This is a genomic window from Salinisphaera sp. SPP-AMP-43, from assembly GCF_049568105.1.
In the GTDB taxonomy this organism is placed as follows: Bacteria; Pseudomonadota; Gammaproteobacteria; order Nevskiales; family Salinisphaeraceae; genus Salinisphaera.
Genome location: NZ_CP145335.1, coordinates 3,021,310 through 3,038,848, shown reverse-complemented (window position 1 = coordinate 3,038,848; position 17,539 = coordinate 3,021,310). Strand labels below are relative to the sequence as shown.

17 protein-coding genes are annotated in these 17,539 nt (G+C 64.4%); 10 read left to right on the top strand and 7 right to left on the bottom strand.

Translation table 11 applies throughout. From position 1 onward, the window contains the following. Positions 1 to 42 precede the first annotated feature (42 nt). The 5 genes from V5738_RS13010 to glk form a co-directional block, all read right to left on the bottom strand. The gene (locus tag V5738_RS13010; RefSeq protein ID WP_423821236.1) at positions 43 to 1,131 is read right to left on the bottom strand and encodes an ABC transporter ATP-binding protein; all 1,089 of its coding nucleotides are present in this window, start codon (positions 1,129 to 1,131) and stop codon (positions 43 to 45) included. A gap of 96 nt (positions 1,132 to 1,227) precedes the next feature. After that, positions 1,228 to 2,112, bottom strand: a complete 885-nt coding sequence (locus tag V5738_RS13005) for a carbohydrate ABC transporter permease (protein ID WP_423821235.1) — start codon at positions 2,110 to 2,112, stop codon at positions 1,228 to 1,230. Beyond that, positions 2,096 to 3,028 carry a carbohydrate ABC transporter permease gene (locus V5738_RS13000; RefSeq protein WP_423821234.1) on the bottom strand — a complete coding sequence of 311 codons (933 nt, stop codon included), beginning with the start codon at positions 3,026 to 3,028 and terminating at the stop codon, positions 2,096 to 2,098. The genes V5738_RS13005 and V5738_RS13000 overlap by 17 nt, the downstream gene beginning before the upstream one ends. 93 nt (positions 3,029 to 3,121) lie before the next feature. Beyond that, complete coding sequence (locus V5738_RS12995) at positions 3,122 to 4,414, bottom strand: ABC transporter substrate-binding protein (RefSeq protein ID WP_423821233.1); 1,293 nt, start codon at positions 4,412 to 4,414, stop codon at positions 3,122 to 3,124. 210 nt (positions 4,415 to 4,624) lie between these two features. Then, a complete protein-coding gene (glk, locus tag V5738_RS12990; RefSeq protein WP_423821232.1) occupies positions 4,625 to 5,620 on the bottom strand; it encodes a glucokinase in 996 nt (331 codons plus the stop codon). 322 nt (positions 5,621 to 5,942) lie between these two features. Between glk and madL the strand changes: the two genes are divergently transcribed. Together madL and madM are read left to right on the top strand one after the other, a co-directional pair. Beyond that, positions 5,943 to 6,365 carry a malonate transporter subunit MadL gene (gene madL / locus V5738_RS12985; RefSeq protein WP_423821231.1) on the top strand — a complete coding sequence of 141 codons (423 nt, stop codon included), beginning with the start codon at positions 5,943 to 5,945 and terminating at the stop codon, positions 6,363 to 6,365. Further along, complete coding sequence (gene madM / locus V5738_RS12980) at positions 6,358 to 7,125, top strand: malonate transporter subunit MadM (protein ID WP_423821230.1); 768 nt, start codon at positions 6,358 to 6,360, stop codon at positions 7,123 to 7,125. The genes madL and madM overlap by 8 nt, the downstream gene beginning before the upstream one ends. Positions 7,126 to 7,255: 130 nt before the next feature. On the opposite strand, the gene V5738_RS12975 is transcribed toward madM, so the two are convergent. Next, positions 7,256 to 8,182, bottom strand: a complete 927-nt coding sequence (locus tag V5738_RS12975; protein WP_423821229.1) for a LysR family transcriptional regulator — start codon at positions 8,180 to 8,182, stop codon at positions 7,256 to 7,258. A gap of 115 nt (positions 8,183 to 8,297) precedes the next feature. Here V5738_RS12975 and mdcA point away from each other — a divergent pair, with 115 nt between their 5' ends. From mdcA to V5738_RS12935, 8 genes are all read left to right on the top strand, one after another. Further along, the gene (gene mdcA / locus V5738_RS12970; protein WP_423821228.1) at positions 8,298 to 9,956 is read left to right on the top strand and encodes a malonate decarboxylase subunit alpha; all 1,659 of its coding nucleotides are present in this window, start codon (positions 8,298 to 8,300) and stop codon (positions 9,954 to 9,956) included. Next, on the top strand, positions 9,956 to 10,885 hold the full coding sequence (locus tag V5738_RS12965; RefSeq protein ID WP_423821227.1) for a triphosphoribosyl-dephospho-CoA synthase: 930 nt from the start codon (positions 9,956 to 9,958) through the stop codon (positions 10,883 to 10,885). The genes mdcA and V5738_RS12965 overlap by 1 nt, the downstream gene beginning before the upstream one ends. Continuing rightward, positions 10,866 to 11,183 (top strand): malonate decarboxylase subunit delta, encoded by a 318-nt coding sequence (locus V5738_RS12960; protein ID WP_423821226.1) that lies wholly within the window; start codon positions 10,866 to 10,868, stop codon positions 11,181 to 11,183. Before V5738_RS12965 ends, V5738_RS12960 begins: the two co-directional genes overlap by 20 nt. Continuing rightward, positions 11,180 to 12,040, top strand: coding sequence for a biotin-independent malonate decarboxylase subunit beta (locus tag V5738_RS12955; protein ID WP_423821225.1), 861 nt, complete (start codon positions 11,180 to 11,182; stop codon positions 12,038 to 12,040). Before V5738_RS12960 ends, V5738_RS12955 begins: the two co-directional genes overlap by 4 nt. After that, positions 12,033 to 12,854, top strand: coding sequence for a biotin-independent malonate decarboxylase subunit gamma (gene mdcE, locus V5738_RS12950; RefSeq protein ID WP_423821224.1), 822 nt, complete (start codon positions 12,033 to 12,035; stop codon positions 12,852 to 12,854). Before V5738_RS12955 ends, mdcE begins: the two co-directional genes overlap by 8 nt. Beyond that, positions 12,842 to 13,528 carry a malonate decarboxylase holo-ACP synthase gene (locus V5738_RS12945; RefSeq protein WP_423821223.1) on the top strand — a complete coding sequence of 229 codons (687 nt, stop codon included), beginning with the start codon at positions 12,842 to 12,844 and terminating at the stop codon, positions 13,526 to 13,528. Before mdcE ends, V5738_RS12945 begins: the two co-directional genes overlap by 13 nt. Positions 13,529 to 13,533: 5 nt before the next feature. Continuing rightward, positions 13,534 to 14,466: an ACP S-malonyltransferase gene (locus V5738_RS12940; protein WP_423821222.1), complete on the top strand. Its 933-nt coding sequence runs from the start codon at positions 13,534 to 13,536 to the stop codon at positions 14,464 to 14,466. 138 nt (positions 14,467 to 14,604) lie between these two features. Next, the gene (locus tag V5738_RS12935) at positions 14,605 to 15,822 is read left to right on the top strand and encodes a Bcr/CflA family multidrug efflux MFS transporter (RefSeq protein ID WP_423821221.1); all 1,218 of its coding nucleotides are present in this window, start codon (positions 14,605 to 14,607) and stop codon (positions 15,820 to 15,822) included. Positions 15,823 to 16,274: 452 nt separating this feature from the next. On the opposite strand, the gene V5738_RS12930 is transcribed toward V5738_RS12935, so the two are convergent. After that, the gene (locus tag V5738_RS12930) at positions 16,275 to 17,393 is read right to left on the bottom strand and encodes a VanZ family protein (RefSeq protein WP_423821220.1); all 1,119 of its coding nucleotides are present in this window, start codon (positions 17,391 to 17,393) and stop codon (positions 16,275 to 16,277) included. Between the last annotated feature and the right edge of the window lie 146 nt (positions 17,394 to 17,539).

The following is a 17,539-nucleotide window of genomic DNA, read 5'->3' as shown; positions in this document are numbered from 1 at the left end:
CGATCACCGTGGCCGGCCCCTGCCGGCCACGTAAACTGCGGTTCAGGCGATACGCTCGTCCGAGTCGCAGTCGAAAAATACTGCGCGCTGGGTATCGAAGGTAAGCGGCAGATTGGTACCCACTTTGGGGGCGACCGACGGTGTACAGCGTGCGGTCACTTCGATTTCGTTGATCTGGGTCAGCAGATAGGTATCGGGCCCGGTCGGCTCGACCACCTCAATCGGGCAGTTCAAGGCATTGGCCTCGTCGCCCTCGGCCGGCGCCAGATGCTCTGGACGTACCCCCATGACGACGCGTTGGGCGCCATGGCGATCCAGATTGGCCGCAGTGGCTTCCGGCAGTTTTAGCTCCAGTGATGCGTCGCCCGAGGACAGATGCACCCCGCCATTGGCATAGTCGCAGGTAATGAAATTCATGGCCGGCGAGCCAATGAACCCGGCCACATAGCGATTGGCCGGGTTGTCGTAAATCTCGTGCGGTGTGCCGAGTTGTTGAACGCGGCCTTCATTCATCACCGCAATTCGGTCGCCGAGCGTCATCGCCTCGATCTGGTCGTGGGTGACATACACCATCGCTGTTTCTAGGCGTTGATGCAGCAGCTTGATCTCCGTGCGCATTTCTACGCGTAGCTTGGCATCGAGATTGGACAGCGGCTCGTCGAACAGAAACAGCGCCGGATCGCGCGCCAGGGCGCGACCGATGGCCACGCGCTGGCGCTGGCCGCCGGACAGCTGGGCCGGCTTGCGATCGAGTAGATTCTCGATTTGCAGCATCTTGGCCACGCGCTCTACGGTCTGGCCGCGGGCACTCTTGTCGACACCGCGCATCTTGAGGCCGAACTCGATGTTCTTGCGCACGTTCATGTTCGGATACAGCGCATAGAACTGGAACACCATCGCGATATCGCGCTCACGCGGGCTGCGGTCGTTGACCGGCGTGCCATCCAACGTGATCGTGCCGTCGGAGATCGTCTCCAGGCCAGCGATCATGTTCAGCAGCGTGGATTTGCCGCAGCCGGACGGGCCCACCAGGATCAGGAATTCGCCTTCGGCCATGGCGATGTTGATGTCCTCGAGTACCCGGGTTTCGCCGAAAGTTTTGGATACGTTGTCGATTTTCAGTACGGCCATGTGACTCGTTTCTCGTTATCTCGTTGATTCGCGGGACTGGCGCGCCGGGTCGTATCGCGGCGCGGCCAGTTTCGCTTCTGTTTGCCGTCGCCGTGCTCAGCCTTTGACGGCGCCGGCGGTCAGGCCGCGCATGAAATACCGCCCGGCGACGATGTACACCACCAAGGTCGGTAGCGCGGTGATGATCGCGCCGGCCATGTCGACGTTGTAGCGCTTCACGCCGGTCGACGACGTATTGACCAGGTTGTTCAGGGCCACCGTGATCGGATGCTCGCTGCCGGAGGTGAATACCACGCCGAACAGGAAGTCGTTCCAGATCTGGGTGAATTGCCAGATCACACAGACCATCAGGATCGGCGTCGACAGCGGCAGCACCACGTGGAAGAACGTAGACAAAAAGCCGGCGCCATCGATCCGCGCCGCTTTAACCAGTTCGTCCGGAATGGTCACGTAATAGTTGCGGCAGAACAGCGTCGTAAAGGCGATGCCATACACCGTATGCACCAGCGCTAGCCCAGTCAGGGAGTTGGCCAGGCCGATCTTGCCGAGAATCCCGGCCATCGGCAGCAGGAACATCTGGAAGGGCACGAAGGTGCCACCTAGCAACAGGCCGAAGACCAGTTCGGAGCCCTTGAAGCGCCACTTGGTCAGCACATAGCCGTTGATGGCGCCGAACAGGGTCGAAAGAGCCACCGCGGGCACCGTGAAGGCGACCGAGTTCCAGAAGTAGCGGTGCAGGCCGCTGCAGTCGGAACCGGTACAGGCATCCGACCAAGCTGCAGACCAGCCTTCGGTCGACCAGGGCGAGGGTAACGACAGCAGATTGCCGTGGCTGATCTGGCCCAGGGTCTTGAACGACGTGGTCAGCATCACGTACAGCGGCATCAGGAAATATAGAGCGGCCAGAACCAGCACGCTGTAAATCAGGATGCGCGGAATCAGACCGCCGCGCTGGATTCCGTCGTCATTTGCTGCGGGCATCGCGGCGCTCCTTCAGTTCGGCAATGAGCATTGGCAGCATGGCCAGTGCCACGGCAGCCATCATCAGGGTAGCTGCAGCAGCCCCCAGCCCGATCTGACCGCGGTTGAAGCCGAAGTCATACATGAAAATGGCCGGCAGCCAGGTCGAATAACCGGGCCCGCCGTTGGTCAAGGCGATGACCAGGTCGAAGCTTTTGATCGCGAGGCTGACCAGCAGAATGATGGCCGAGAAAAACACCGGGCGCAGACTCGGGATGATGATCGAGAAATACACCCGCGGCAGGCTGGCGCCGTCGATCTGGGCGGCCTTGATGATCGAACTGTCGATACCGCGCAGCCCGGCCAGAAACAGGGCGGTCACAAAGCCGGAGGCTTGCCATACCGCAGCGATCACGACCGTGTAGATGGCCATGTCTGAATTCACCAGCCAGTCGAAGGAAAAGCTTTCCCATCCCATCGACTGGATCAGGTGCTCGAGCCCGAGGCTCGGGTTGAGCAGCCATTTCCAAACCACGCCGGTCACCACCAGCGACAAGGCCAGCGGATACAGATAGATGGTGCGTAACCAGCCTTCGGCTCGGATCTTCTGATCCAGCATGATCGCCAGGAACAGCCCGATCGCTAGGCAGATGGCGACATAGAGGATGCCGAATATGGCGAGGTTTAAGACCGAAACCCACCAGATATCGAGCTGGAAGAGCACCTTGTACTGGCGCAGTCCGGCAAAGTTGTTGGTGGGCAGCAGCGTGGAACTGGTCAGCGACAGCCAGACCGTCCAGGCAACGAAGCCGTAGACGAAGATCAGGGAGGCCAGCCCGCTGGGCACCAGCGAAACCTTGGGCAGCCAACGGTCGAGGCGCCGACGCCAGGGCGTGGCGGCCGCGAGATTGCCGGCAGGTGATGAAGAGTCAGCCATGGGGAATGATTCGGGCCCTTTTGTAGATGAACAGGAAACTAGGCGACCGGCACGCAGCGTTGCCGCGCCGGTCGCCTAACACAGCAGACAGGTCTACATCTGCGACATCATCTTGGCCTGCTTGGCCTGGGACGCCATTTCCTTGGCGGCATCTTCGGGCGACATGCCCTTGTTGTTGTAGAACTTGGCGATTACATCGAAGATCGCGCCCTTGACTGCGCCGTTCTCGGCCATGTCTTGGGAAAAGCTCGGTACCAGGGCATCGTTCTTCTCGGCGGCCGTGAAGTCCTTCTTGGACTGCTGGGCACACGCGTCGAAGCCGTCCAGTGAGACGTCCTCACGCACTGGGATCGAACCCTTGGCCATGTTGAACTTGCGCTGGAACTCGGGGGACAACGCCGTGCGTGCGAAGGCGTACTGGGCCTGCTGGTCGGAGTTCGAGCTCTTGAACATCTCGAAGGAATCGGCGTTGTAGACGAAGCCACTGTGCTCGCCCGGGAAGGCGATGCAGGCGATTTCGTCGCCGGGTGTGGCATCGGCGTTGCTGATCTCGCCTTTGGCCCAGTCGCCCATGATCTGCATGCCAGCCTTGCCTTTGACGACCAGGCCGGTGTCATGGTTCCAGGACAGCCCCTGGCCGGCCGGATCCTCGTACTTCTGGATCGTGCGCAGTCGCTTGAGGGCCTTGGTCATGGTATCGCCAGAGAGCGCGTTTTCATCCAGGTCTACGAATGCCTTGCGATAGAAATCGGCGCCGCCGGTCGCCAGGGCAATGGCATCGAATTCGGTGGCGACCTGCCAAGTATCACCGCCGCCGGCCACCGGCGTGATGCCCGCAGCTTTGAGCTTGTCGAGGGTATCGACTAGCGAATTCCAATCCGTGGGCATCGAGGCGCCGGCTTTCTCAAGCGCCGATTTGTTGATCCACAGCCAGTTGATGCGATGCAGGTTGAAGGGCACGGCCACGAAATGGTCGTCGCACTGCATGCCCTTGGCGACCGGGCCCGGTAGGATCTTGGACCAGTTCTGCTCCTTGGCGACCTGGTCGATGTTCATGGTCAGCCCAGTGGTGCACCACTGCTGGATCTCGGGGCCCTTGATCTGGGCGGCACCGGGCAGGTTGTTTGATTGGATGCGTGATTTGAGTACCGTTCGGGCGTTCGAGCCACCGCCGCCGGATACGGCGTCGTTGACCATCTTGTAGCCCTTGTCGGCCAGCATCTGCTGCAGCACGTTCATGGACTTGGCTTCCGAGCCAGATGTCCACCAGTTGAGCACGCTGACCTTACCCTTATCGGACGCTCCCAGGGCGGTACCCCCAACGGTCAGTGCCGCGACCGACAGGCCGATGGTCACAGTTTTCTGCAAAAGACTCCGGGTTTTCATTGACTCCTCCCTCTCACCGAGCCGACCGCAGGCTACGGCGTTGTGTTTTACTCGAATACTTGATGCGCTCCGAACGGCGCAATTGCTCAAGCTTCGAGAAAACTTTCGGGGAAGACAACGAAACGATGGTCTAATAGACCCGTGAGTCGTTTTTTAGCTTTCTGGGACCGCTCCCAGAAAGCATTTTCGTATCAGTTTTTTATTTTCGACCTAGTTGTTGTCGAGCGAGGCCAGGGCGCCCTCTAAGGCTGGATACTCAGCGGTTACGATAAAGCAGGGGATGTCGGCTAGATACTCCGATAGCCGCCCGTGCGCTTCGAAACGTTCACGGAACCGGCTGTTACCGATCATCGATTGCAGCCGGGGGACGATGCCGCCGCCGATATAGGCGCCGCCCCGGGCGCCGAGTGTGAGCACCAGATTGCCGGCCGCCGTGCCGAGCATGGCACAAAAATCATCCAGAACGGTGACGCACATATCGCAATCCCCGGCCAGCCCCCGTTCGGTGATATCAGCCGGCTCGAGGGGCTCGGCGGTGAGGCCGTTGAGCTCGCAGTTGGCCTGATACAGATTGACCAGGCCCGGGCCGGAAAGGACCCGCTCGGCCGAGACGTGGCCGAAGCGTCGGGTCAAGATGCCCAGAATCTCGACTTCGCGTTCATCGGCCGGCGCGAGCGTGACATGGCCGCCTTCACTATCCAGGGCATGCCAGCGTTCGCCGAAATGAAACACGCCCGACACACCCAGCCCAGTGCCCGGGCCGATGACCGCACGCGGTGCGTTCGGCTCGCGCTGGCCGTCTGGTGTGATCGGTACCAGCCATTCCCGATCGAGCCGCGGTATGGACAGGGCCAGTGCGGTGAAGTCGTTGATCACCCGAAAGGTCTTGACGCCCAGCTGGCGGCCGAGCTCGGCAATCGAGAACGACCAGGAGGAACGGTTGGTGAAGGCGATATGGTCTTCATAGACCGCCGTGGCCACCGCGATGGCGGCGGCTCGGATGCTGCCGACGTTCTGGTTGGATAGATAGTGGCGAGCAGCATCCGCCGGGCCGTTGAATTCTTCGCAGGGGAGGGTCTGCTGGCCCTGGAGCGCGCCGTAGTCGTCGGCTAGGGCGAACCGCGCATGGGTACCCCCGATATCAGCCACCAGCCGCCAGGAGCTGTCCGGATCACCGGCAAGACCGACACGAGGTTTATCGAACATGGGCACGACTCGGCTAAAGATTGCGAAAACGCTGCCTATGAAGCCATAGCTGCCGTACGAAGGCTAGTCTCGGCACTGCGATGTACATGCTGGGGCCGGGAGCGCGCGCAGCCGGCGAACGCGCCGTGCCGGTCTATACGCGCTATTTTGCGGGCGCGTCAGAACGCGGTTCTGCCCGACATTAGTTGTAGCTCACAAGCCCAAGAAGCGCGCAATCTCGGGGTCATTAAGACCAGACTAATTTCGTTAACAACGATGCGCTTGATCGATCGGCTGCCGCCTGTCGAGTATGCCAAGGCTCGAAAATTAAACAGGAGGAGATATGGTCATTTACGGGGTGGCGCTGTTGGTGGCCTGCCTGCTTATCGGCAAAAGCGTCGGCGAGTTGATCGGTCTGACGATCGGGGTGGACTCGGATGTCGGCGGTGTTGGCATCGCGATGCTGATCTTGGTCTTTGTGGTGTACCGCCTGCAGGAGGCCGGCTGTCTCGCGCTGTCCTCCCGGCGTGGCGTCGAGTTCTGGAGCTCGCTGTATATCCCGATCGTGGTGGCGATGGCGGCGAGCCAGAACGTGCTCGGCGCGGTGACCGGCGGGCCGCTGGCGATCGTGGGAGGCCTGATCGTAGTGGCGGTCAGCTTTGCTCTGGTGCCGGTGATCGCCCGGCTGGGTTCCGGCAAGTATGCCGAACCGTTGCCACCGATCGATGGCGCCACCAACGAAGAAGAGGCCGATCACCATGCTTGAGCGGATTCATGACGTATTCTCCGGTAACGGCCTGATCACCGCGTTTGCGCTGGTGGGCCTGTTGATGCTGGTCTGCAATCTGATTTCTAAATATCTCACGGCCGGGCGTATCCACGGTTCGGCGATCGCGATCGCCGCCGGCCTGCTGTTGTCTTATATCGGGGGTGTGATCACCGGCGGCGAGGATGGCCTAGCCGATATCGCACTGTTTTCGGGTATGGGGCTGATGGGCGGCTCGATGCTGCGCGATTTCGCGATCGTCGCGACGGCCTTCGGCGTCGATGTCAACGAGTTGAAGAAATCTGGCGCCAATGGCGTGATCGCCTTGTTCATGGGGCTGCTCGTGCCATTCACCCTGGGCGGCATCATCGCCTATCTGTTCGGCTATACCGATCCCGTGGCAGTGACCACGATCGGCGCCGGGGCGGCCACTTATATCGTGGGCCCGGTTACGGGTACCGCGATCGGCGCGAGTTCGGAATTGATCGCTTTGTCGATCGCGATCGGGCTGGTGAAATCGATCTCGGTGATGATTATTACCCCGGCGGTGGCCCGCTCGATTTCGCTCAACAACCCCTCTGCAGCGCTCGTGTTCGGCGGCATGATGGGCACGACCAGCGGCGTGGCCGGCGGCCTGGCGGCGACCGATGCCCGACTGGTGCCGTATGGCGCGATGACAGCAACCTTCTATACCGGTTTCGGCTGCCTGCTCGGCCCATCGGTGTTCTATCTGATCGTACGCATGCTGCTCGGCGGCTAAGGTTGGGGCCATGTCGTCATTACGATTCGCCCTGAGCCGATCGCATTATCAGCCCAGCCGCTGTCGGACGCGTTGGTGCGGCTTACGCCCGGATCGTGGCAGCGGCCGAGCGGCGAGCGGCCCGAGGCCGTTATCGGCTCGGGTCGCTGCGTGCTTCGGCGGTTGCCCCCAGGGCGGCCTGTTCGAGGGCGATGATCGCCTCGTCCTCGGCCCGCGAGACCAGATAGCACAGCCCCAGCGTCTGGGCGACCCGCTGTTCGTGGCGTATACGCGTAAACCGCAGCGCTCCCGGGTAGAGTGTGGCAATGCGGCCGGGCAGTACCGCCAAGCCGACGCCGCCACGCACCAGCGACGACAGCGAAAAGATATCGTTGGCCCGAAGCGCGACCCGCGGCGTAATACCGGCGAGCTGGAACATCCGGTAGGCATCGCGGCCCGAGGAGAATTCCTGCGACAGCATCACGAACGACCGCTCCCGAAAGTCGCTCAGATCGACCGGGCTGCGTACGGCGGGGCGGTCACTCGGTGTGGCCAGATACATTTCGTCGTCGAACAAGGGGGCCACCCGTCGGTTCCGGCTGCGATCCATCTCGTGCACGCACATGACCGCAGCATCGATCTCGCCGGCCGCCAGCTTGTCTTCCAGATCGGCGTTGGAGCCGAGCACCAGCTCGATGTTGCAACCCGGCAGGGAATGCTGAAGCGCGGTGATCGTGCGCGGCACCACTTCGATGGTCAGCGAGTACAGCGAGCCGATGCGGAATGTATGCGGGGCGATGCCGGCGGCCTGACGGGTGGCGTCCACGCTGCGCTGGATACCGTCGATGATATCGGCGGCATGGGCTTCGAGCACGGTCGCCGAGGCCAATGGCTCCAGCGCCCGCCCACGGTGGGCAAACAACGGCGCGCCAACGGCCGTCTCCAGCGAGTGGATGGCCTTATGCACCGACACGCTGGACAGCCCCAAGGCCTCGGCGGCCCGGGCCAGATTGCGTTCGCGCATGAACACCAAAAAGATTTCGAGTTTGCGCAGGGTGATTTCGTCGCTGCTGCTCAACTCGCGTCTCCCAGTGGTCGGATTTGCCCGACGTTAATGAACCTAACGACAACTTGATTGATCGCTGCGGGGGGTGATTCTAAGGTCGATCCCGCGGCCCAAGCGATAAGGCGGTATGAGCGAAAATCACGATACACGCAACTGGCGCACCCGCGCCGAGGCCAAGGCCCAACGGCTGGCCGCGGCATCCGAGCATCTCGACGGTAAGCTGGTCGATCGCGAATCTATCGCGGAAGTCCTGTATGCCTGCATCCGCTCCGGCGACCGGGTGATCGCCGAGGGCAATAACCAGAAGCAGGCCGACTTCCTGTCCCGGGCACTGGCGGATCTGGATCCCGAGCGCATCCACGATCTGCACATGATCCAGCCTAGCGTCGGCCGGCCCGAGCATCTGGCGGTGTTCGAAAAAGGCATCGCGAAAAAGCTGGATTTCGCCTTTTCGGGCACCCAGAGCCATCGCATCGGCGCGCTGATGATGGACGGCACGATCGAGGTCGGAGCCATCCATACCTATATCGAGCTTTATGCCCGGCTGTTTGTCGATCTGATTCCGAAGGTCGTGCTCACCGCGGCTTTCAAGGCCGATCGTGCCGGTAATCTCTATACCGGGCCCTCGACCGAGGATTCGCCGGCGCTGGTCGAGGCGGCGGCATTTTCCAACGGCATCGTGATCGCCCAGGCCAACGAAATCGTCGACGATGTGTCCGAACTCGATCGGGTCGATATTCCCGGCTCCTGGGTGGATATCGTGGTCGAGGCTGACCAGCCGTTCTATATCGAGCCGCTGTTCACTCGCGATCCGCGTCATATCACGCCGGTCCAGATCTTCATGGCGATGATGGCGATTAAGGGCATCTATGCCGAGCACGGCGTGGTCTCGCTCAATCACGGCATCGGCTTCAACACCGCGGCGATCGAGCTGCTGCTTCCGACCTTCGGCGAGGAGCTTGGCCTGCGCGGCAAGATTGCCAAAAACTGGGTGCTCAATCCGCACCCCACGCTCATCCCGGCGATCGAATCCGGCTGGGTCGAATCGGTGCACTGCTTCGGCACCGAGCTGGGTATGGAGCACTATGTCGCGGCCCGGCCGGACGTATTTTTCACCGGCCCCGACGGCTCGCTGCGCTCGAACCGGGCGTTCTGCCAGCTGGCGGGCCAGTATGCGGCCGATATGTTCATCGGCGCGACCCTGCAGATCGACCCCGACGGCAATTCCTCGACCGTGACCACCTCGCGCGTCTCTGGCTTCGGCGGCGCGCCGAATCTCGGCAGCGATGCCCGCGGTCGGCGCCATGCCACACCGGCCTGGGCCGATCTGGCCCCGGAAGGCGACGAACTCGGGCGCGGTCGCAAGCTGGTGGTACAGATGGTCGAGACCTTCCAGGCTGGTCTGCAGCCGACCTTCGTCGATCGGCTCGATGCGGTCGCCGTCGCCGAAAAAGCCAATCTCGAGGTCGCGCCCGTCATGGTTTACGGCGACGACACCACCCATTTGCTGACCGAAGAAGGCCTGGCTTATCTATACCGGGCCGAATCGCGCGAAGAACGGCGGGCGATGATCGCGGCCGTGGCCGGGGTTACGCCGCTCGGCCGCTCGGCCGATCCGGCGACCACCGAGCGCCTGCGCAGCCAGGGCAAGGTCAAGCTGCCCGAGGATCTGGGCGTGGCTCGGGCCGATGCTACGAGGTCCAAGCTCGCGGCCTCGAGCATCGCCGATCTGGTCGATTGGTCGGGCGGTTTGTACAACCCGCCGCCGCGATTCAAGAGCTGGTGATGCGTTACTTCGACGACGATACGTGGGGTGTAGCGCCAGCGCCGGCCGGCGAACCGGCCATCGAGTTGGCCGCGATGGCGGTGGCTGCGCTTTGCGATGAGCTGGATCTGACGCCCAAGCCGGGCCTGGTCGATCGTGGCTCGACGGGTGCGCATCTGGATATGGACCATGCACTGATGACGGCCTCGGCGCTGGCTCTGGAGCCAGGGTTCGCGCTGATCGCCCAGGTCTCCCGCGAGGCCGCGGACCCGGTGGCACGCCGCGCCGCGATTGGGGCTGCCGGCCGTGAAGCGGAAGCAGCCATGATGATCGCGACCCACGGCGTGAATACCCATCGCGGGGCGATCTGGGCGCTCGGGCTGATCGTGGCTGCGGCCGCGGCTGGCCCGCGCAGCCATTGGCAGGCCCCCAAGCTGCTGGCCCGGGTGGCCGAACTGGCTGCGATCGACGATCCGGCGTTGCCGCCCAGCCCGATGGCCTCCCACGGCCAGCGCGCGGTAGCCCGCTATCGCGTGGCCGGGGCCCGCGGCGAGGCCATGGCCGGTTTTCGCCAGATCACGACTGCCGGCCTGCCAGCGCTGCGCGCCGGTCGGGCAACAGCGGCCACAGAGACCGCGGCCCGGCTGGATGCTCTGGCCGCGATCATCGCTGTGCTCGACGACACCTGCGTGCTACATCGCGCCGGCGCGGCCGGGCTGGTGGCCGTACAGGACCGGGCGGCTGCGGTGGCAGTGGCCGGCGGCGCGGATACGGCGGCCGGTCGGCGGGCGTTGGCGGCACTCGATGCCGAGCTGATCGCTCGCAATGCTTCGCCCGGCGGGGCCGCCGATCTTCTGGCGGCCACGCTGTTCATCGATCGTCTCGAAACCGCGGCCGAGCGCCGGCGGTCCGTTTTTCAGGAGTCAGACCATGCAAACGCTATCGCTTGATTATCCGGCCGGGGCGCCGGCTGACCGGCGCGCCGTCGTCGGCGTGGTCGGTTCGGGCGATCTCGAAGTGCTGCTCGAGCCGGGCAGCGAAGGCCGCTCGACGGTGGCGATCCGGACTTCGGTCGACGGCGTCAACGACATCTGGCGCGCCGTGATCGACCGTATCTTCGCCGATACGAGCGGCCCGGCCGTCGCACTCGAGATCAACGATTTCGGCGCCACGCCGGCGGTGGTCCGGCTGCGTATCGCCCAGGCCATGGAACAGGCTATGGACCAAACTTCCGGAGGTGGGCAATGAATCCCGCCGAGCTATTGGAACGCCAGAGTTTCGTCGAACTGTCGGCCCGTGCTCGGGTCGAAGGGCTGCTGGACGAGGCCACCATGCGTGAGCTGATCGGGCCGTTTGAGCGCCTGACCTCGCCGTGGCTGGCCAAGCAGGACATCGTCACCCAAGCCGACGACGGCGTGGTGATCGCCCGCGGCACGCTCGATGGCACGAACGTGGTGGTCGCGGCGATCGAGCCGGCCTTTCAGGGCGGCTCGATGGGCGAGGTCGGCGGCGCCAAGATCGCCGGCGCTCTGGAACTGGCCGCCGAGGATGCAGCGGCCGGTAACCCGGTGGTGCCGATCTTGCTGCTGGAAACTGGCGGCGTGCGCCTGCAGGAAGCCAACTGCGGGCTGGCCGCGATCGCCGAGATCCATGCTGCGATCGTCGAACTGCGCGACTGGGTGCCGGTGCTCGGCGTGAGCACTGGGCCGGTGGGTTGTTTCGGCGGCATGTCGATCGCCGCCGGGCTGTGTTCGCAGCTGCTGGTGACCCGTGAGGCCCGGCTGGGCCTAAATGGCCCACAGGTGATCGAGCAGGAGGCCGGGGTTGCCGAATTCGACTCCCGCGACCGGCCGATGATCTGGCAGCTGCTCGGAGGGGCACAGCGTACGGCGATCGGTCTGGCCGACGAGCTGGTCGACGACGACCTGGCCGATATCCGCAGCCGTCTGGCCCGGGCCGTGCAAAAAACGCCGGCGCCGCTGGCACGAACCGCCCATGTCGAGGACTTCCAAGCCTTGCTGGCGGCGATCGACCCGGCCGAACGGGCCGATGCCAATGCCGTACAGACCGCATTCCGCCAACATATCGGAGACGACCATGAGTAACGGCCCCGCCCCGAACAATGCCCCGGACGATGCCCTGGGCGCGCGCTGGCTGGACGCACTGACCGGCTCGGCAGCACCGCTGACCGGCTATCCGGCCAGCGTGCGCGTAGTCGATAGCGAGATCGACGGCCGGGCCGCCCGGTTCATCGCTGTGGTGCCCGATCCGGACAGCCGTTTTCCGCGGGCCCGCAACGGCGAAGTCGGGCTGGCCGAAGGCTGGGGGCTGGCCCGGGCCGTACGCGAGGCGATCGCGGCCGATGCCGAGGCCGAGACACGGCGGGCGATCGTGGCCGTGGTCGACGTGCCTAGCCAGGCCTACGGTCGGACCGAGGAAGCCTATGGCATCCACCAGGCGTTGGCAGCGGCTGCCGAAGCCTATGCCCAGGCCCGCCGGGCCGGGCATCCGGTGATCGGCCTGATCGTCGGGCGGGCCATGTCGGGCGGTTTTTTGGCCCACGGTTACCAGGCCAACCGGCTGATCGCGCTGTCCGGCGCGGCCGTACAGGTACATGCCATGGGTAAGCAGGCCGCGGCCCGTATCACCCAGCGCAGCGTGGAAGGCGTCGAGGCACTGGCCAAGACCATCACCCCGATGGCCTACGACATCGAAAGCTATGCCTCGCTGGGCCTGTTGTATCAGCAGCTTGATGTCGCCGCCGACGATACGAACCAGGCCGATACCGTGCGTACAGCCTTGGGCCAGGCGCTGGCCGATATTGGCGATGGCCGTGCTCTGTCGGATCGCTTCGCTGCGGCTGGGCGGCCGGCATCGACCGAGGTCCGGCGCCGCCTGCGCGAACAATGGGCCGGTTGAATACGGCCGCGCCGACCGATGAGCTAGCCAGTGGCTATGCCGGTCCGCGCGACCGGCCGCCGTTTTATCGCCCGCATGATCTGGTGTATCTGTCGGCCGACGCGTTGCCCGAATCGGCCCCTGACTGGGCTGGCCAGGTGCTCGCGGCCGGTCAGCCGGCCGTGGTGCGACGCGCGCTAGGGCAGGCCGATAGCCTGCCGCTGGGAATCCGCGGTAGCCGCCGCGACCAGCGCCATGCCATTCTGGCGCCGCTCGCGGCGCTGGGCCTATCGATCACCCCGGAGGCATTGGTTTCGGCCGCCCCGGCGGCATGGCGCGTCGCCGATATTCCAGCGCTGGCGGCGCTCGGCGAACTGCGAGCGATCATGGCCGACTGGCCGGGAGGCTGGGGCATCGGCGGGGCCGTAGGCTATGAACTGGCCACGGGCTACGCGGCTACCCACAGCGAATCCGATATCGATGTGATCGTCAGAGCTCCTGGGCGACCGTCGTTCGAAATACTGTCGAATCTGGCACAGCGGTTGGCCGATCTGTCGGTACGCTGTGACGTACAGCTTGAAACACCGGCCGGCGGGGTTGCCTTGGCCGACTGGTTGGGGACGGCCGGCCAGGTGTTGATCAAATCCGATCAGGGACCGTATCTGGCAACTGACCCTTGGGCGATTGCAGCATAGGCGTTATGAGTAGCGTATTTATGTTTCCCGGCCAGGGTGCCCAGCAACCCGGTATGCTTGCGACACTGCCGGATAGCGCCGTGGTTCGCGACACGCTCGCAACCGCCAGTCAGACGCTAGGCGACGATATTTTGGCTCTGGATACCGCCGAGGCACTGGCCGAGACCCGGGCGGTACAGATCGCGCTTACGGTGGTCGGGGTGGCGGCAGCACGTCACTTGATCGAGCAAGGCGCGCCGCCGGCGGCGACCATAGGGCTATCGATTGGCGCTTGGCCAGCGGCCGTTATCACAGGAGCGATGGATTTTAGCGATGCCCTGCGGCTGGTCGCCGAGCGCGGTCGCCTGATGGGCGATGCCTATCCGCACGGCTATGGCATGGCTGCCTTGATCGGCCTCTCGGTGCCGCAGGTCGACGCGTTGCTCGAGAGGCTGAACGCGGCCGGGCAGGCTGGCGAGCGGTTATATCTGGCCAATGTGAACAGCGATCAGCAGATCGTGGTCGCCGGCTGCGACGCCGATCTGGCGCGGTTGGCCGAGTCCGCCTCTGAGGCCGGGGCGCAGCGCGTACAGCGCCTGGCCATGGCGGTGCCGTCGCATTGTCCGCTGCTGGATGCGCCGGCCGGGGCTCTGGCCGACGCCGCCGAGCCCCAGGCTTTCGGCGCACCGCGGCTGGCGTATTTTTCGGCCAATCGGCGCCGCCGGCTCTGGACGGCGGCCGATCTGCGTGACGATCTGGTCTACAACATGGCACGTACCGTCTACTGGGCCGATACCGCGCGCATCGTCGACGAATCGGGTTTTTGCCTGGCCGTGGAAATGCCGCCAGGGCGCACGCTGACGCGTCTGCACCCGGCAGTCGAGGCGCCCGGCGAAGCGATCGCGGTGGCCGATGCCGGCTGGGACAATGCGGCAGCACTGATTCGCCGCGCTGAATAAGCACGGTCCGGCCTGCGTGGCCGGGGGCGAGCCCGGCTGGCATAATGCCGGCCTCTTGATTCGGCGCGCCGCCGCAGCCCGCGGCGTGATTCAGCGCGCCCCATCGGCTGCCTGCCGGCAGCGCAAGGAGTTCTCGGTATGGCTGAAACCGCCCAGACGCGGGGCGAGTACGTGCTTATGGTGTGCGTGCTCGGTCTGCTGACGGCCGTGGCGCCGTTTTCGATCGACACGTATTTGCCGGCGATGCCGGCGCTGGCCAAGCAGTTCGCGGCCGACCCGGCGCACGTCCAGTACAGCCTGAGTCTGTTCTTCGTAGGGCTGGGCTCGGGGCAGCTGCTTTATGGGCCGCTGTCGGATCGCTATGGGCGCCGGCCGATTCTGTATTTCGGCCTGGCCCTGTATCTGGTCGCCAGCTTTTTCTGTGCGATCGCGAACTCGGTCGATATGCTGATCGTGGCCCGGCTGATCCAGGGCCTGGGCGCGGCCGCCGGCCCGGTCATGGCCCGGGCGATCGTGCGTGATCGTTTCGAGGGCGCCAAGGCGGCCAGTGTGATGTCGTTCGTGGTCATGGTCATGGGCGCGGCCCCGCTGCTTGCGCCGATGCTCGGCAGCCTGATTCTGTTCGCCGGCGAATGGCAGCTGATCTTCTGGTTTCTGGTGGGGTATTCGGTGGTCGCGCTCGCCGCGCTGGCGGTGCTGCTGGCCGAATCCCATCCCCAGCATCGCCGGGTCCGCGACCGCAGCCTGATGGACCAGTACATCGGCTATGTGGCGTTGGTCAGCCGCCTGCCGGTGTTTCTCTACTTGATCTGTGGCTCGCTGATGTTCGGCGCGCTGTTTTCTTATGTGGCCGCCAGCTCCTTCGTTTACGTCAATCAGTTCGGAGTCGACGAATCGCTGTTTGGCTTCTATTTCAGCTTTAACGTGGTATCGATGCTGATCGGGACGTTCACTAACGGCCGCATCGTCGAGCGTTTCGGCTATCGGGCGCTGTTGGGGGTGGCGGTATTGAATACGTTGACCTGTGCACTGGTTCTGTTGGCGACCACGCTGACCGGCTTCGGTGGTTTCTGGGGGGTGGCGGTGCCGCTGTTTTTCCTGCTGTCCACGGTCGGCGTGGCGGGGGCGAATACGGTCGCCGGTCTGCTCGATCTGGCCCCCGATGCGGCCGGTGCCGCCTCGGCATTGTTCGGCGTGTTCCAGTTCGCCATGGGCGCGCTCGCGACCTGGGCCGTGGGCCTAGTCGGCGGCGATGCTCGGGCCATGGCGATCGTGATGGCGGTAGCCGCCTGCGGCGCCGTACTGGCGTATCTGGCCCTGCGTCGTTTCGCGCCAGCACCGGGGGAACCCGCCTAGGGCGTGTCGTCGTAAGAGCCGCCACCGCACGACGCCCGCCCATCGGGTCAGGCAAGGCGCAGGCCGCCGAGCGTGGCGGGCCGCACGGTCAAGGCCCGCCACGCCACCTGGCACGATGGGTTGGCATCACCGGTAAGCGTACGCGCTCTCGAGGCGGCCATCCGGCGTTATCGTTCGTTCACGTGGCCGGGCCACCCCACGCTCACAATGTCTTGCCGGCTCAGGGGCGCGGGTGCGGCGGTATCTCATGACGACACGCTCTGGGGCGTTGTCGCAAGCTGGCCCGTGCCCGATCGGCTGGCGGTCAGAGTGCTGGCCTGTGGCCGTCGTTATGGTAGCGCCACGTTAATGCTGGGGGCCGAGTCCGGCTCGGCCCCCAGCATCGCGACCTTATGCTCTTGTGTGTCTGCTCGGTGCGATGGGCAAATACCCAGCGGCGTTCGTGGATGCATCTAACCCTTGGGCGCTGCCCGCTCGGGCAGTCCCCAGAATACAAAACCGGCGATGAGTGCCAGGGTTGCATCGGTGGTCGAGATGGCCGCTGCGGTCGTGATCATGGCCAGCGCTTCGACCAGCAACAGCAGTACAGCCAGGGCGAGTCCAGCGAGCCGCTTGTCGAGGCCGAGCACGCCCAGGCTCCAGATCAGTCCGCCGATCGGGTAGAAACGGGCGATCGCATGGCGTGCCGTATCGAGCGCGTGTGCGGCTTGCAAGTCCTGAAACGGTAGACCACTGGCCTGGCCATCGGCCAGAGCGTTGGTGAGCAACAACAGGCTGAGTAGCACCGTCGGCACGCCGATACGCCAGCCTCGAACACAGGGCGCCAGCGCCCACCACAGAGCTGCGGCGGCCAATGCACCGAGCCACTCGGCGGCCGACAGCCAGATGTTGAGTATCACGATCTGGCCGACGAATACGCCGGCCATCAATCCCAGCAACGCCAGGCGGGCACGGTGTAGGCCGATGAGATGCCCGACCAGGGCGGCGGCCAGCAGCCAGTTGGTGAGTCCGTGTAGCAGCCGAATCGGCGTGATATCCGGCCGCTGCCAAAGACGGCCCAATGCATCCATATACCAGCCCATATTCAGGGTCGGCAGGAACGGATACAGCTCGATCACCGCAAAGGCGAGCAGTAGGATCCAGACCACCGGTTGGCGCAGGTCGCCGACCGGGCGGGCGATGTGCGGCGGCATCCGGATGGCGATCAGGCCGCCGAGCAGCCCGCCGGCGACGTTCAGATAGACATCGGTCAGCGTGGTCTTGCGGCTGCCGTCATAGAACTGGGCCAGTTCCATCGAAACACACAGAATCAGGCTCGACACGCCGGCCCAGAATGCTTGGCGCCGCACGCTGGCACGCGGTGCCAAGGCCAGGGCGACAAACAACCCGAGCGGCATGTAAAACACCACATTGCCGATGAAACCGCTGAGCGACTGCCCCGGGGTACGCCAATGGGCCAGCAGGCAGCCGATCGCACTGCCGGTGCTGGCATGAAACTCGAACGGCGACAGCGAACCGTAAATAATGAACACCACGCTCAACAGCGCAGCGACGACATAGCGCGGGGTCATAGCCTGTCCCTTGCCAGGAGCGTTAGAGCAGCCAGACCCCGCTCGTACAGGCGTTGGTCGACCGGCGTCGAGATACAGGACAAAGGTCCACCAAAGAACGATGCGAGGGCGGCTCGGCACGGGCCGGCAATGTGTCAGGATAGCGG

Bases quoted from the DNA above. Each gene is read 5' to 3' on its own strand.
- V5738_RS12960 (WP_423821226.1), top strand. From the start codon at position 10,866: ATGCAAACGCTATCGCTTGATTATCCGGCCGGGGCGCCGGCTGACCGG.
- V5738_RS13005 (WP_423821235.1), bottom strand. From the start codon at position 2,112: ATGCCCGCAGCAAATGACGACGGAATCCAGCGCGGCGGTCTGATTCCG.
- mdcE (WP_423821224.1), top strand. From the start codon at position 12,033: ATGAGTAACGGCCCCGCCCCGAACAATGCCCCGGACGATGCCCTGGGC.
- madM (WP_423821230.1), top strand. From the start codon at position 6,358: ATGCTTGAGCGGATTCATGACGTATTCTCCGGTAACGGCCTGATCACC.
- V5738_RS12945 (WP_423821223.1), top strand. From the start codon at position 12,842: ATGGGCCGGTTGAATACGGCCGCGCCGACCGATGAGCTAGCCAGTGGC.
- V5738_RS13000 (WP_423821234.1), bottom strand. From the start codon at position 3,028: ATGGCTGACTCTTCATCACCTGCCGGCAATCTCGCGGCCGCCACGCCC.
- V5738_RS12995 (WP_423821233.1), bottom strand. From the start codon at position 4,414: ATGAAAACCCGGAGTCTTTTGCAGAAAACTGTGACCATCGGCCTGTCG.
- V5738_RS12955 (WP_423821225.1), top strand. From the start codon at position 11,180: ATGAATCCCGCCGAGCTATTGGAACGCCAGAGTTTCGTCGAACTGTCG.
- glk (WP_423821232.1), bottom strand. From the start codon at position 5,620: ATGTTCGATAAACCTCGTGTCGGTCTTGCCGGTGATCCGGACAGCTCC.
- V5738_RS12940 (WP_423821222.1), top strand. From the start codon at position 13,534: ATGAGTAGCGTATTTATGTTTCCCGGCCAGGGTGCCCAGCAACCCGGT.
- V5738_RS12935 (WP_423821221.1), top strand. From the start codon at position 14,605: ATGGCTGAAACCGCCCAGACGCGGGGCGAGTACGTGCTTATGGTGTGC.
- V5738_RS12930 (WP_423821220.1), bottom strand. From the start codon at position 17,393: ATGACCCCGCGCTATGTCGTCGCTGCGCTGTTGAGCGTGGTGTTCATT.
- V5738_RS12965 (WP_423821227.1), top strand. From the start codon at position 9,956: ATGCGTTACTTCGACGACGATACGTGGGGTGTAGCGCCAGCGCCGGCC.
- mdcA (WP_423821228.1), top strand. From the start codon at position 8,298: ATGAGCGAAAATCACGATACACGCAACTGGCGCACCCGCGCCGAGGCC.
- madL (WP_423821231.1), top strand. From the start codon at position 5,943: ATGGTCATTTACGGGGTGGCGCTGTTGGTGGCCTGCCTGCTTATCGGC.
- V5738_RS13010 (WP_423821236.1), bottom strand. From the start codon at position 1,131: ATGGCCGTACTGAAAATCGACAACGTATCCAAAACTTTCGGCGAAACC.